This window comes from Legionella sp. km772 (assembly GCF_003989735.1).
Taxonomy (GTDB): domain Bacteria; phylum Pseudomonadota; class Gammaproteobacteria; order Legionellales; family Legionellaceae; genus Legionella.
The window spans coordinates 1-14,991 of record NZ_RZGQ01000075.1; the positions used below are offsets into that span (position 1 = coordinate 1).

Here is a 14,991-nt window from a genome sequence, read left to right on the forward strand (position 1 = left end):
AAACTCATTTAAATCACTTTGCTATTAAGTACAAATTGATTCTTAGAGCGAACCAGATTGCTTGGCAGGAGCTTAAAAATATGGCAGCTTAAAATTGACCGTGCGTAACATGAGTTATTTACTGTCCGTTTTCTTTTTTGCATAGCGTTCTTGATATCGTTGGTAGGCATATTTCGCTTGTTCTGCGCTGACCACATCAACCTCATTGCCATAAATATCAACTCGCGCTGCATCTGCTTTTTGGCAGGTTAAATAAGCAGGTGATGCACTGTAATAGCTTAATGCTTCTCTGAGCGATTTCTTGCTAAACGGAGGGGTATCTAAGCGTTCATAAAAATCAATAATATCATCAAAAATACCTATTTTAAGAGGCTTTACTTGATTACTTTTTTTAAAAAAAGCATGGGGGAAATGCTCAACAAGCCAGTCAATAATTTCGAGCTTATCTTTTTTTACACTGATGGTTTGGTTCATAGTCCTACTCTAACACTAATGGATCATGAATAAAGTACCATAACATGTCGCATAATCAAGAAAATTAATTGATTTAACCAAATAATATTAAAAAAAGCTCACAAACAGTCTTTCTTTGACAATTTAAAAATAATTCACTCATCTTTTTTGCTCGATTTTTTGTAAGAAATTTCTCAATGACTAGGTGGATAATGACTATTTTTGCTTATTGCTTTTACGTCAACTTTTCCTAACTAATTGAATTAAAATCATATTTTTTTTACCAATACTCTTCTAAAATTAAAAGTAAGAGCAAAAAACTGATTTTCTGTTCTTGCACTTAACACTTTGAATTGCTACATTTTATCCATGGCTTATATGGATGTAAGCTCTACAAATGGATTTGTAATCAGATGGAACTGATAAGTGTCAGGATGACCTAAGAACGGGATGTTCTTAACGGATGACTGCGAAAAGCCAGGCTATGCCTGGCTTTATTATTTTATTCCCGAAACACTTGCTGATGTCTCAGCTGTTCTATCAAACCAAAAGGCAAGACCAATAAAAAACAAGAATAGGGCGATGATTGCATTGCTATATAATCCAAAATATAGATTTTTATGCTGCTCATAAATTATATTCGCTATTTCAATCCCAATAGCGCCAATTACCATCACACTTAAACTAACAATCGCTGAAACGGTGCCTTTACTCACATGAGTTATATAAAGACAAAAGCGGTTTAAAGGTGCATTCATAATGCTTAATGCAAAAAAATAAATAATCGTTCCAGGTAATAAATAGTAATAGTGGTTTCCATAAAAATAAGGAAGAAGGGCCATTAATGAAGTACCAAAAGCCAAGATAAAGCAGCCCCAATACATAATAGTTTTAATAGCGTATTTATAAGTAAGACGATGCAGCACCCAATTGCCAATAATGGTAGCCCCAAAAACAGGCAACTGCCATAAACCGTATTGAATTACCGTGAGTTTACCTTCAGAAATCAGAATGATGGGTGCAAGGGCAATCCATGCGACACAAGGAATGCCTATCAAGCCCAAAGCTAGGCTACCACAACAAAACGTTTTATTAGTTAATAGTGCTTTATAGTTTCCCCATATAATCGCAGGTGAAAAAGGAGTTCGGGGAATAACTGCCCCTTTTTTGGTTGTTTGTCCTATTGGCTCTGGCATGTATTTCATTAATCCCCAAAGAGCAAACACAGCCCCAATGGCAATCATTATGAATATAATGCGCCAAGTGGCATAATGAATTATAATCGCGCCCAGTAAAGGACCTAAAAGCGGCGCTAAAATCGCTGCATTGGCCATAATAGCGATTAATCGAATAGCATCCATTTCTTCAAAAATTTCTTGAATTGTTGCATAACCAATAACGCTAATAAAACAAAGCCCCATACCCTGGAAAAAACGAGCGGTTAAAAATTGATTCATGGAATAAGAGCAGGCGATTAGAACCGTAAAAAAACAAAATAATCCTGCACCTATCAGCATTAAGGGTCTGCGGCCATAGGCATCCGAAATGGGGCCTAAGATAAGCTGAAGGCTTGCACCACCTAGAATGTAAATGGTAAGCGAGGTGGCTACTGTCGATTCTGGCGCATTGAAGGATTTTACCACCTGGATCATCCCAGGCATGATCATATCATTCGCAATATAGGTCAGGAACTCATATAAAACTAAGAATGAGGCAAATAGTAGAGCCTGCTTACGTGATATCAATATTAATGGTTCAGACATTAGCAATCCTGAGTTTTGTTGAGAATAAATAGATGGGTAAGGCATAAAACTTATAAAGTATAGCCAGTTCTGAGCAAAAAATGAAAGTAGGTCGCGTTAAATAATGTCGAAATATATGATATAATGCTCATAATATGATTTGTTCGTTTTGGTTTTGATAATGACTCCTTTATTTCCCGCACGGGATCACTTAGTAAGCATTCGTCAAGGTAAAGGGGGGGATTGTTATTTGCTTTCTTCCTTAGAATGTCTTTTAAACGGGGATACTGCTAGCCGGGCTCAAATTGAATCAATGTTTACGCAAACAGCTACTGGCGTTGAATTAAGAATAAAGCCTAATGCTCAATCCGCTCGTCTTCAAAAAGATAAACTAGCTGGAAAATATGAATACCGCAAAGATCCAATTACTGGCGATGATATTTTTATTATAAGTAATCAACGATTAAAAGAAATTGATGCTGCCTATCGAGGCGTACGATCTAATTCTTTAGCGGTAAAGATTTTGGAACGGATAAGTGCTTATTATTATGTTGGTGATTGGAATCAGTTTGAGGTCTTAGCCAGTGTAGTAGCTCATGACATTAACAATCGCCATGATAAAACCTCTACCGAGTTTGTAGGTGATTTATTAGGCTTTAATGCCCATAATTATCCGGGGTCGAGTTTTGAGAAGATTTTAAAGTTACAAGAGTTAGATCCGAATCAAGCTGTTTATATCAGTATGTCCTATGGAGATAAAGATGCCTTTGACCAAATACATGGTCGCCATGCCTTAAGATTAAAAAGTTTTGCAAAAATTGGCTATGATCAATACCGGCTTAAACTTATTAATCCTTGGGATAATAGCCCAGATAAAGTAGAAACCTTGGTATTAAGCTCAGCAGAATTAGCTTCTAGAAAGGCACGCTTTTGTGTGTATAGTACTGACGCTCATGAGCATGAGCTAAAAATGATGTTAACTCAATGTTCCTCTGAGCAGGCAAAATATGCTTTAGGAAATAAGGAATTATTTAAAAATTTACTACAAAAGAAAAAATCAGAAGGGTTAAAGCAGGATGAATTAAGCGATCTAATTGCCCAACATAAGCGATTGTCTTCTCCACAACGACATCTAGAAGGCGGCGATTTACACATCGAAGAAATAGAACCCATTATAATCGAACAAAAAATAAACCCAGATGTTTATAAAAAAAGACTTTTAATTAATCCGCATGATGAAGAATTAGCGTCCTCTCTTTTAGCCCAACTGAAACTTCATAACATGAAGGTTGATCCTTTATTTATGCATCAATATGTTATTGAGCCGGCGGCGTCTAACAACAGTAAGAGGCTTGGTAGCTATGGTATTGAAGCAGAGCGTTCGAACATATATTCGGCGTTAGTGGGCTATCATTTTCTGGGAGCGCAAGCTGAAAATAGCCTAACTCGTTCTATGCAACTGCGCTTTTATTTAGCTTCAGGAGTTTTCCCTCAAGATGAAATTAATAAACTTTTCACCCCTAGCCAACTGATGACTTTAACCTTGGCGAATTGTTTAACTGATTTAAGTTTTGAGATTTTGCTGCAATCAAGTAGAGCCAATTCTTTAAAAGATTATGTACAAAATATCGACTTCACTCATATTGATAAAAGATGTGTTGAGGAGCTTATGGCTCGTACAAACCTCGGCAGTATTGGTAATTTAAATCGTAGATTAACTACTATTGCGGCTATTAATCCAAGCTTAGCCCAACAGATTATCGAGGTTCAATTAGGAGTAGAACCACCAAGCCTTGCTAAGGAGCGTATTATGAGCCTCCAAAGCGTTGAGGGGCGTTTGCGTATCGAGCGAAACGCGCGCAAGCTTCTAGAACCAATCACTACTATTACTGCCCATTTTAGGGAGTACGATAGTAATACTGTCCAAAATATTACAGCCAGAAAAAGGGAGCTTATTGATCAAGTGCTTGAGTTGGCAAAAGATCCTCAGATGATTGCTGCTGACGACACTCTACGCCTATTGGGTAAGGAAAGTTTAGTAAAACAAAAAATAGCTGAAATTGAGAAAAAAGGGGCTTTTCATGAGAAAAACTTACTCCTAAAAGCTGAAAAAATAAAAATATTACAAGCTATTAATTTTACAAGTCGATTAAATACCATCGAACAGATGAAAGAGCGCCTTGTACGGGAAGCAAAAACCAATTCTAATTATGATCGAGCGGCAACCAGAGCAAAAGTACTTTGTGGACGTTTAGATAGAATTCATAAACAATTTTTAAATGATCCTACAATGTCAACCTCAACCTTTAAAGAGGAAGTCGGAGAAGAAATTAAAGGGGCTTTGGATGTATTAAAAGTGCATCGTGGCTGGAAAAAAATTTTGGAAAGTTTAGCAAATGCGATTGTTTCTTTGGCAGAGGCTATGGGACTAAAATCTAAAAATAGTAGGTGGAGCCTGTTGGAAGTTAAAACTGAATCAAGGAAAACGGCCGAAGAATTTGTCGAATCAATTAATAAACTTAGTCATTAACTAATCGCATACGTGAAAAATATGGTATTGATACAGTGCCTATATTGTTCAGAGCACACTGATTAATTAGCACAGTATTAATTAAAAAATTATATATTGCAGAAAACCAATGATTTTTTTAAACAAATTATGAATGATATCCGTACGGATTTTACAAAAAACGTAATTGCATTGATCCAATCGGTTCCCCGCGGAAAAGTGGCCACTTATGGACTTATTGCAAGGCTTGCGGGTAATCCACGAGCCTCACGTCAAGTGGGCTGGTTACTTCATTCAAGTACAGACAAATACGACCTTCCTTGGCAACGCATTATCAAATCAGATGGACGTTTATCATTTCCTAGCTATTCATCCCATTTTATGAGGCAAAAAAATAAACTGGAAGAAGAGGGAGTTTCCATTATTAATGGGCGAGTGGATTTAAAGATCTTTCTTTGGGGTAATGATGATGATTTGTAATGTCCTTAAAGTTAAGTTGCTTACTTTTAAGCGCTTTGCAACCCTCTTAGGTTAAAGCCAAGGGTTGCCTTTTAAGAAATTACTGACCAGCTGAGGTGGTCGCCGTTGAAAAAAAGTTTAAAAATCCTGATGGTTCAGCAACAGCATCACTAGGCAATGATGATGACTTGGAGGTGACGGGAAAGCTCCAATTGCCCCCACCGTTTTGGGTGACTGCGATTAAGGGAAAATAGCCTGAGCCGTTGAAGTAATACCCAGCTGCCATACCATAAGAAGTAGTACCACTAGTACTGTTGATGCTAATTACTTGGTTCACGTCAGGTTGAGCATCGGCTGGCATGTTATTTTTATCAACTACATAAATCCAATTAGGGCTGCCATTTTTATTTTGCACGACAAAAGGATAGCCTGCATTATCGCTAAAAACATACCCCCCTCCGGCAAAGCATAAAACACTAGAACAGGTTACAGAATTTATGTATCCACTGAGTATTCCCTGCGGTAGATTTTGACCATCTTGGACGACATAGTTCCACGTTTTGCCATTGTTTTCACTTAACATAAGAAGCGGGACTTGCATGGTATTAGTAGAATAATATCCTCCTACCATACATCGATTATTATAACAGTCCATATCAGTCACTGAATCAGTAGAAATAGCATTATTAGGAAAATCAGATTGTGAGCTCATCGGGAAAATCCACGAAGCGCCTCCGTTAGCACTGTAGCCTAAAATTATATAGCTTTGCGTTCCCAAATCCCCGGTAGAGCGATAAGTTCCACTTAGAATACACTTCTCGTTTACGCATAAAATGCGTGAAAAATTTCCTGCAATTCCACTAGCGGGAACACTAATCCCACCAGGATAAATTGATTGTGCGTTTAGGGGGTAAGACCAGCTAGCACCGCTATTAGTACTCAAACCTAAGAGAGGATACCTTTTACCCTTTCCACTGGAGCTAACATTATACTGTCCAGTAACTAAACAACGTGTGCCAGTGCAAAATACATTTTGTAAGCTTCCTACAAAACCACTTGTAGCAGCAGCTACCGCGCCCTTAGGTAATTTAAGGGCGCTGATGGGATAAGTCCAAGTATGGCCTGCGTCTAAAGTCAAGGCTAATAATGGAAAATTACCTTGAGCAGTATGATACTGACCAGCCGCGGCACACAAAGAACCGAGACAGTAGACCCCATTAATAAAACCGGCAACATCGGTATTAGACGGGGTCATCGTTCCTGGAAGTGCTGTTGTTGAATTTATCGGATAGCTCCAGGTAAGGCCACCGTCTTTACTGATTGCAAGCATAGGATAAGTGACATTGCCTACTAAATAACGTCCCCCCATTGCACATAAATTACCACTACAACTGCTACCAATAAAGTAATTAATTTGCCCTAGAAGAGGATTTAATACGGGAGTTATACTGATATTAGGCGGTAATGATTTAGGCTTATTGGCAGTAATAGGATAGGACCAACTGCTGCCGTTATTATTACTTCGAGCCCCAAGAGGAAAATAGCCTTGTGCTGTATAGTAAGGTCCACCCACTAAACTAAGGTTAGCTTTCTGGACTTTAACATTCAATACACTATTAGGTTGGGGTCCTGCGCAGGTAGTCTTATCTGAAAAACAGACAAAAAGATGATGGTGAGGGTTAGGATCTTTGGCATTGACAGCGCCATTGACAGATAAACCTAAAGTGCAACTGCCATGAGCGGGTAAATCAAATTTTTTCCCACATAAGGATGAACTAATTAACTGGGTTACATTAGGAGGTAACCATTTAACAAAGTTATTTTTACGGGCTTTATTAGTGTTATTTTTTACCGTTAAATACGGACCACAGATTCCCCCGCTGTAATCTCTGTAGGCAAAGAGGTTCCGGTTTTAGTTTGAATGTTAAATGGCAAAGCATAACTTAAACAACTCACAATACTTAATCCAACAATACATGATAACAAGATGAATTTTCTATAGGCATTCATTCTAGTCTCCTTAAATAATATAATTAATTTGCAGCAACAAGGTATTAGTATAAAAATGCTGCTGCTTTAAGGTAGGGGTGATGGGAACATCATCAATCAAACCATTACCCAGAGCAACTTTACCTGAGTCTGAAAAGAGATAGCCAATTCCGGCGCGTAAATGCGCGGTGACATCGAAATCGATACCGGCCCCAAGATTATAAGCCAAGTTAGTTTGAGACCTATTCGCATACAAAGGGCTAAAGGTTAGAAAATCGGGAACAGTGACCCCATAGTTCTGGGTTTTATTAAAGCCTATTCCAAGTCCGAGTTGGGCGTAAGGGTGCATAACAGTACGGAAAGTAGATAAGATTTTAGCTTCTAATAATAATTGCTGGATTGAGGCTTCGTATTGATAGGGAAAGACATCAGACGAAGCTGCATCTGCTCCTTGAACAAGCTGTCCGCTTTTTGAAAAAGCACCATAATGGTAATAAGCCAAATCAAATTGTATTTTTTGGGAGGAAACATTGAACTCTTTACCTAAAGCCGCTCCCCATACTGTTTTTCTTTTCTCGGTATTAGTGTAATAAGTATAAGTACTGGCACCCACTCCAAATTGCTGAATGTCATCAGTGTTTACTGTCCAGGCTGGACCCGCAAAAAACTTGATAAAAAGACCATTAGATAAAGGGGCGGAGGGAAGGGCGCCCATGCTGCCGGCGAAAACAAGTTTTGTGAGTAACATTCCTAAACCGACACTAGTTTTTTTATATCCTTTAATAATCATAAGCATCCTTTTCTTATTCATGGTAATAGAAAAATTTTTATTTAAAGTCAGGTAAATTGCATAGTAAATCCGAATTTGAATCAATCAACTTCAATTTGGTTATACGGATGGGATTAAACAGCACTAATTTTACAATTATATGCCATTTAGTTTTTGAATATTACCATTACGAGAGGAGAAAGTCGTCAGGAAAATAGTTTAAATTAGAAAAATTAGTGCTCTTTTATTGAAATATTCGATGATTTAATGAATTTGGTGCTGATTTTTTAAAGAGAATAACTTTTTAATGGTGTTGTAGAAAACCCTGAGAAAGAAATTTTCTACAACAGCACTGTTTCCCTAGCCACGAGGCTATTTTTTAACTGGTGTCTTTTCAGGAACAAACTCAATCTTATTCACAAAACATTTAGTTTCACCGCTCCAGGGTAAGGTGTAGGCATCACAGTGGTAAGTCACAATAACATGCTTATTATTTTCCATCGCATAGTCCGCTTTATCGACCAAATCCGATTTAAATTGTCCTAGAGTGAAGTAAAATGCACGTCCACTTACGCCACTTGCATTTTCCAATCCTCCTAAAACCATTTCTCCCTCATAAGTACCCCAAAATTTTCCTTCCTTAGCTACCTTAACAATAATACCTGATTTCTGGCCTTTTTGGACGCTCCAACAGCCGCTTAAGCTGGTAATTAGGATAAGTAAAAAACTTATCTTTATACTCTTTTTCATTACTTTCTTCCTACTAAGTCGTTTGGAGTAATATAACCTTTATGGTCACATAATTGAACCATTCCTAAGGTATTTCATCGCTTGGTCGCTAGATATAAATTAAGCTACCAAGACATAAGTTAATATCTCTTGAAGAAAAAGCTTAGAGGATAATAAGCTAGTTAAATGTAGTAAATGCTATAGGGCATCTTAATGCCTTTCCAATCGAATTTAGATATTAAGCAATTTCGCTGCATTTAAGTAACTTATTTTCATTTTGTCTTCTTCCTTCAAAGGTACCGAATCGAACCATTGACTAGCTTTCAAATTATCTTCATAAGGATAGTCAACCGAAAACATGATTCTATCTGTACCCACTGTAGAAATTGCATGCATTAAGGCCGGAGTATCAAAAAAACCGCTCGTGGTCAAAAATATATTAGAATTAAGATATTCGGTGATTGTTTTTTTATATCCCATTTTTTCTCGCCAACCTTCTTCTTTTAAGCGATGATCAATTCGCCACGCCCAAAAGGGGAGCATTTCTCCCATATGCCCGATGATAATTTTAAGGTTTGGATATCTATCAAAAAGGCCTGAGAGCATTAGCCGCAAAATATGTTCGGCTGTTTCAATATGAAAGCCCCAGGAGGAACCATGTAATGCCTGATAGGGAGAATAGGTTGCTTCTCTTCCTGCAGGAATTCCTCGCGGGTGGATATAAACGGGGATATTATTGGCGTGAATATAGTCCCAAAATTCGTCGTAAGCCTTGTCATCTAAATATTTTGCCAGGGTATAGTTACTGCTATCATATCCATTGATAAGGCATCCGACGATTCCTTCAGCGCCTTGAATACGCTCAAGCTCATGAATGGCAAGCTGCGGAGCATAAGTGGGAACGCAGGCAAAGGCACGAAATCTATCGGGTGATTGCGCAACACAATCGATTAAATAGTCATTCCATTTCTGGGCGCAATATTCTAAGTTAGAAGCCAGCGCTAATGATTGCAATCCGGGCGTAGTTACTGAAAGAACAGATAAATCAATCCTTGCCTCATCCATTTTTTCAAGCCTAAGCTCATGTATATCTTTTAAGGCGGCCAAATTTAAACTAAATTCTGGATGACTTTTGTGTTCGAGGATTAAATCCTGTCCCGGGACTATAATCGCTTCCTCTAATGCAATCCTCTTCATGTCTACCCCTTGTCATCCTTTAATACCAATAAGTTTAGTAGATTATTCAAAAAGAGGGATAGTTATTGGTAGAGATTAGATGTGCGGGCAAATTGTTTATTCTAGCCGCTCGAATCGGCAAACTGTTAGCCCCTGATGGATGACCTTTTCAAAAAACATCTTCAACGGGCGAACCCATAATTGATTATCGCCAAACTGCTCACTGTGATATAAGGTCCTGTACACTATCATTTCCTCACAGGTCTCGCTATGGTGTGCTTTACCAATTACTTCATATAATTGCCCATTCTTATAATGTTTATATTTACCTAAAAGCGGATCGGTAACAGCTTCTTTATTTTTGCGGAGTTCTAAGTCTATCTCATTAACCATTTATTAACCTTTTAATATTTCAGTATTTCTTAGTGCTGCGGCTATTAATATGAATACTCCACTGCTTGGGACGATGAGCGGCCGGGGACAATTTTAGCAAGCCATATGATTCAAAAATTCTTGCAAATGAGCTTTATCCTGTTCACTTTGTAAATAATTTTTCAAACAAATAATTTGTTGTGTATATTCCTCATGCGTAATGATCCCCCGAATTAGTTCAAAGCGTAAGTAGACGCAATAGGTGTTTAATACATCCGTCTCACAATAATCACGAATGCTCCTAATTTGCCCTTCTTGATACTGTTCCCATACTTTAGCGCCACTCATCCCCATTTTTCCGGGGAAACCTAGAAGGCTTGCGATATCATCTAAGGGGGCGAATGCCTTATTTTGATAACCGGCGACGATATCCATTAAGTCAAGATGACGGTAATGGAAGCGGCTTAAGTAATTATTCCACCGAAAATTTTGTTGGTTTTCCCCCGCTTCCCAGTAAGTGGGCGCAGAGATACCATGCACTAATGAGCGATAATGCAAAACGGGTAAATCAAAACCTGAGCCATTCCAGCTTACTAGGGTAGGTGTGTGTTTATCAATGCCAGCAAAAAAACGGCTAATTAATTCTTTTTCATCGGATTCTTCATCGCCTAAAGACCAGACTTTAATTTGAGCGCCATGGCTTAGAACTACAGAAATAGCGCAAATTTTTTGTAAATAATGGGGTAGAAAATCATTACCTACTTTAGCTCTTCTTAATGCAAATAACGCTTGGGCAGTATCATAGTCAGATAAGCCATGGAGATCATAGAGTTTTTTTCCTGCTTCTACATCGGGGATGGTTTCAATATCAAATACAAGGATACTCATAAGTTGTAAGAATAATAAGTGATAAACTATCTTAACACGCACCTGCTTCTCTGTCAGTGAAGAACATAGCTTGGCCAAATAATATTTGTTACACTTTGTTTTTTGATCGTAGGATGAACTCATGAAGTTAAAGGATTTTTTTACTAAGGTAATAAATCTTAAGTTATTTGTTTTAATGTTCTTTGCCTTATTATTAAGCTCTTGTGTTAAGCAGCCTCCCTCAAATATTGAAAACGTTTGCCATATTTTTAAGGAGTATCCTCAATGGTACCGGGATGCTAAAGACGTCGAGCGACGCTGGAAAGTTCCTGTTCCTGTGCAAATGGCTATTGTTCATCAAGAATCTAAATTCGAAGCTAGTGCTAAACCGCCACGTAAAAAGCTTTTATGGATAATCCCTTGGAAAAGGCCTTCGACTGCCTATGGTTATGCCCAAGCATTAAATGGCACTTGGAAAGAATATAAACGCGATAATGGTGGTTTATTTTCCTCTAGGGATACTTTTGGTGATGGGGTGGATTTTATTGGTTGGTATGCCAATGGTGCTTATAAGAAGGCAAGAGTTCCGCGAACAGATGCGTATTCTTTATACTTAGCCTATCACGAAGGTGTTGGGGGATATCAGCGTAAAACTTATTTGAAAAAACCCTGGTTGATTCAAGTGGCACGAAAAGTGAAAGCAAAATCCCAACTGTATGCATCACAATTAAATTCTTGTCAGGGCTCTTTGAAAAAACATCATTGGTTTTAATTTTATTTGTGTAACTACAGATGAAGCAGTCCTTCTGTAAAGGCAGGAGGACTTAACTTTGTAAAGAGTCTAGTTATAAAACTGAGCAAATCAGCTGGACTATCTTAAACCGCCTGCTATCCTATTAGGATAAAAATTATCTTGAAAAAAAGTCTAAATAATTTATATATTCGAACAAAGTCTAGTATAATTAAAACTTATATTATCTAAGAGGAGCTTTTAATGCGATTAATGCTTTTGGGCGGACCGGGTGCTGGGAAAGGGACTCAGGCGTCTCGTTTAATTGAACGTTACAAAATTCCTCAAATCTCCACCGGAGATATGTTACGTGCTGCGATTGCACAAGGTACTCCTTTAGGTTTAAGTGCTAAAAAAATTATGGAGTCAGGCGGGCTTGTTTCTGATGACATCATTATTGGGCTAGTAAAAGAGCGTTTAAAGCAAGATGACTGCAAACGAGGTTTTTTGTTTGATGGTTTTCCTCGAACCCTTGTTCAGGCTGATGCTTTGAAAAAAGCGGAAATTCATCTTGATCATGTCATTGAAATAGCTGTGGATGATAAGGAAATTATCGAGCGTATCAGTGGCCGTCGCATCCATCAGCCTTCGGGACGAGTTTATCATGTAATCAATCATCCACCCAAACAAGCTGGCTTAGATGATGTGACTGGAGAGGCCTTAATTCAACGTGATGATGATAAAGAAGAAACCGTAAAAAAACGCTTAGAAGTTTATCATCAACAAACAGCTCCTTTAATTGATTATTATAAAAAAGAAGCTAAGCGAGATAATGATGATGCGCCTCAGTTTCATACCGTAAAAGGTATTGGCTCAGTGGATCAAATTTTTGAAAAGATTGTTAGCGCTTTAGAGAAAAAGAAAGAAGATGCCGTCACAGAATATAACCAGCATTCAATTTGAATCTATTGTTAATGAGAACCAAATTGTCTTCGTAGATTTTTGGGCGGCTTGGTGTGCGCCCTGTAAACAATTTTCTAAAGCTTATGAGTTAGTTGCAGAACAGTTCCCTGCAATTTTATTTGCTAAGATTAATATTGAAGAAGAACAGGAACTTGCCGAGTTTTTTGAAATTCGTTCTATCCCTCATTTGATGGTATTTAAAGAAGGCATTATCATCTATTCCGATGCCGGAAATATTACGGAATTAACTTTAAAGGAATTAGCCCAGCAAGCTTTAGCTGCTGATGTTAGTGATATTCGAGCCCTGCTTGATCTCGAAGAGCAAGCGCAGTAAAGAGTACTAGCTCTGCCTGGGATATATATTTTCCTCATTGCATCCCTAATAAACTTAAAATAATACTTCTATGCTACAATGAGGGGACTGGTAATTGTCTTGCCGCAGCAAAGGTAGTACTGCGCGACAGATGGGAGGATAAATTTCAATAGCTTTCTTTTGGGTTAAACTTGTACAAAATCGGGTTTTTCCTTAGTTTGCAAAAAGTGCGCTCGATTTAAATATTCCTCTAATTCTTTTTTCGCATCCGGACTCATGGCTAACCCTAATTTAGTGCGACGGAATAAGACATCATCAAGAGTCTTAGCCCACTCATATCCAGTTAGATAATCTAACTCGACTTGATATAATTCCGTGCCAAAGCATTTACCTAAAGAAGACAAATTGGTGCATGAGCCAAGAAATAGTTCAGTATTAGTGCCGTAACTGTTAAGGTATCTATCAAGGAGCTCTCTAGGAAGCCAATGATATTTTTTTTGCGCAAAATCAAAATAATCCGCAAAACTCCGCTCATCCCATTTTGCTCCAGGTAGAGGCGTATTTTGCGTTCTAGAAGGTTCTAATTGCGGAAAATAAATTTTTAATTGGTCAATAACATCTTCTGCTAATTGCCGATAAGTCGTTATTTTTCCACCTAAAATAGTAATCATTGGGGCTGGTTTATTAGTGACTTCATAACTGTAATCACGGCTTAAACTACTGGCATCCTTTTCTCGCGCGGCAATTAGTGGTCGAACTCCGCTCCAAGAATAGACTAAATCGGTTTTTTTGAGTTTTTTATTAAAATAAGAGTTAGTTAAGTTGATTAAATAATCAGTTTCTTCGTTACTGATGTGCATTTGATCTAAATTTGTATTAAAGGGAATATCTGTGGTTCCTATCATGCTGTAACCATGATAAGGAATAACAAAAATCACGCGTTTGTCTTGGTGCTGTAAAAAATAGGCGTGTTTGCCTTCATATAGCTTAGGAACGATAATATGACTGCCTTTAACCAAGGTCATTTGATGTTGAAGTGGTATATTAAGAAGCTTCGCAGTAGCTTCAACCCACGGTCCTGCTGCATTAATTAAAGTTTTAGCCTTAACTTGATACGATTTACCTTCAGCAGGTTGGATGGTAAGAATCCAAGTATTATTACTGACAGCTGTTTTAATCACTTTTGCACGAGGTTTGATGCTTGCCCCATGATTTTTTGCTTGTAAGGCATTGGAAATGGTTAAACGCACATCATCTGTGGCAGCATCATAAAATAGAAAACCATGGTTAAACTCTGACAGCAAGGGATCAAAATATGCGCTTTCTTCCCGGTAAATTGTTTTACAATGAGGTAGGCGATTTTTAGTACTTAAATGATCGTACAAAAAAAGTCCAATCCTTAAAAACCAGGAAGGACGCATATATTTTTGATAAGGTAAGACAAAGGCTTGCGGATGTACTAAATGGGGGGCCAGGCTTAATAAGGTTTGGCGCTCTATAAGGGCTTTTTTAACTAAGCTAAATTCATAATGTTCTAAATACCTTAATCCCCCATGAATTAGCTTTGTGCTGCTTGACGAGGTTTTAGAGGCTAAATCATCTTGCTCAAACAGGATAACGGACAAACCCCGCAGCGCAGCATCAGCAGCACAGCCGCAGCCATTGATACCGCCGCCAATAATAGCTACATCAAAAATTTGATCCATCGTCTTCCTCATTAAGCCTCTCGATAAGGTTCCTAACACCTTCGATAAATTAATACTATAAAAGATCTATCTACAAGAAGCACCTTATTTTATGACAGGGTCACCTCATGAAAAATTTTGAGATAAGATAGTGGTTAAAATAGAATCATCCCATCCAGCATTTTTTCTGAGCCGCTTAATAGATTGCCTTTTCATCTGATTTTTAGTTAATTGA

At 37.9% G+C, this 14,991-nt stretch carries 16 protein-coding genes; 5 read left to right on the forward strand and 11 right to left on the reverse strand.

Annotated features, from left to right (window positions below):
- Positions 1-8: 8 nt before the first annotated feature.
- From ELY15_RS16535 to ELY15_RS08955, 3 genes are all read right to left on the reverse strand, one after another.
- Positions 9-143, reverse strand: coding sequence for a hypothetical protein (locus ELY15_RS16535; protein ID WP_255411081.1), 135 nt, complete (start codon positions 141-143; stop codon positions 9-11).
- Positions 115-474, reverse strand: coding sequence for a ProQ/FINO family protein (locus ELY15_RS08950; RefSeq protein ID WP_127099327.1), 360 nt, complete (start codon positions 472-474; stop codon positions 115-117). The genes ELY15_RS16535 and ELY15_RS08950 overlap by 29 nt, the downstream gene beginning before the upstream one ends.
- Positions 475-950: 476 nt before the next feature.
- Positions 951-2,216: an MFS transporter gene (locus ELY15_RS08955; protein ID WP_127099328.1), complete on the reverse strand. Its 1,266-nt coding sequence runs from the start codon at positions 2,214-2,216 to the stop codon at positions 951-953.
- 160 nt (positions 2,217-2,376) lie between these two features.
- On the opposite strand from ELY15_RS08955, the gene ELY15_RS08960 reads away from it, so the two are divergent.
- Both ELY15_RS08960 and ELY15_RS08965 read left to right on the forward strand, forming a co-directional pair.
- Positions 2,377-4,725: a hypothetical protein gene (locus ELY15_RS08960; protein WP_127099329.1), complete on the forward strand. Its 2,349-nt coding sequence runs from the start codon at positions 2,377-2,379 to the stop codon at positions 4,723-4,725.
- A 96-nt stretch (positions 4,726-4,821) separates the two neighbouring features.
- Positions 4,822-5,184, forward strand: a complete 363-nt coding sequence (locus tag ELY15_RS08965; RefSeq protein WP_233586586.1) for an MGMT family protein — start codon at positions 4,822-4,824, stop codon at positions 5,182-5,184.
- Positions 5,185-5,263: 79 nt separating this feature from the next.
- Here the strand turns inward: ELY15_RS08965 and ELY15_RS08970 are convergent, their stop codons facing one another.
- The 7 genes from ELY15_RS08970 to ELY15_RS08995 all read right to left on the reverse strand — a co-directional run bounded on the left by ELY15_RS08970 (position 5,264) and on the right by ELY15_RS08995 (position 11,086).
- Complete coding sequence (locus ELY15_RS08970; protein WP_127099330.1) at positions 5,264-6,772, reverse strand: sialidase family protein; 1,509 nt, start codon at positions 6,770-6,772, stop codon at positions 5,264-5,266.
- 245 nt (positions 6,773-7,017) lie between these two features.
- Entirely contained in the window at positions 7,018-7,173 is a 156-nt protein-coding gene (locus ELY15_RS16115; protein WP_158617440.1) for a hypothetical protein, read from the reverse strand.
- Between the two features lie 10 nt (positions 7,174-7,183).
- Complete coding sequence (locus ELY15_RS08975; protein WP_158617441.1) at positions 7,184-7,942, reverse strand: outer membrane protein; 759 nt, start codon at positions 7,940-7,942, stop codon at positions 7,184-7,186.
- A 351-nt stretch (positions 7,943-8,293) separates the two neighbouring features.
- Complete coding sequence (locus tag ELY15_RS08980; RefSeq protein WP_127099332.1) at positions 8,294-8,671, reverse strand: hypothetical protein; 378 nt, start codon at positions 8,669-8,671, stop codon at positions 8,294-8,296.
- A gap of 210 nt (positions 8,672-8,881) precedes the next feature.
- A complete protein-coding gene (locus ELY15_RS08985) occupies positions 8,882-9,847 on the reverse strand; it encodes an amidohydrolase family protein (RefSeq protein ID WP_127099333.1) in 966 nt (321 codons plus the stop codon).
- Positions 9,848-9,943: 96 nt separating this feature from the next.
- The gene (locus ELY15_RS08990) at positions 9,944-10,219 is read right to left on the reverse strand and encodes a DUF1653 domain-containing protein (RefSeq protein WP_127099334.1); all 276 of its coding nucleotides are present in this window, start codon (positions 10,217-10,219) and stop codon (positions 9,944-9,946) included.
- A gap of 93 nt (positions 10,220-10,312) precedes the next feature.
- Positions 10,313-11,086 carry a 3'-5' exonuclease gene (locus ELY15_RS08995; protein WP_127099335.1) on the reverse strand — a complete coding sequence of 258 codons (774 nt, stop codon included), beginning with the start codon at positions 11,084-11,086 and terminating at the stop codon, positions 10,313-10,315.
- 175 nt (positions 11,087-11,261) lie between these two features.
- On the opposite strand from ELY15_RS08995, the gene ELY15_RS09000 reads away from it, so the two are divergent.
- From ELY15_RS09000 to ELY15_RS09010, 3 genes are all read left to right on the forward strand, one after another.
- Positions 11,262-11,837 carry a hypothetical protein gene (locus ELY15_RS09000; protein WP_370449410.1) on the forward strand — a complete coding sequence of 192 codons (576 nt, stop codon included), beginning with the start codon at positions 11,262-11,264 and terminating at the stop codon, positions 11,835-11,837.
- 222 nt (positions 11,838-12,059) lie between these two features.
- Positions 12,060-12,758, forward strand: a complete 699-nt coding sequence (adk, locus tag ELY15_RS09005) for an adenylate kinase (protein ID WP_127099337.1) — start codon at positions 12,060-12,062, stop codon at positions 12,756-12,758.
- Entirely contained in the window at positions 12,724-13,092 is a 369-nt protein-coding gene (locus ELY15_RS09010; RefSeq protein WP_127099338.1) for a co-chaperone YbbN, read from the forward strand. Before adk ends, ELY15_RS09010 begins: the two co-directional genes overlap by 35 nt.
- A 164-nt stretch (positions 13,093-13,256) precedes the next feature.
- On the opposite strand, the gene glpD is transcribed toward ELY15_RS09010, so the two are convergent.
- Positions 13,257-14,777, reverse strand: a complete 1,521-nt coding sequence (glpD, locus tag ELY15_RS09015) for a glycerol-3-phosphate dehydrogenase (RefSeq protein WP_127099339.1) — start codon at positions 14,775-14,777, stop codon at positions 13,257-13,259.
- Positions 14,778-14,991: the final 214 nt, after the last annotated feature.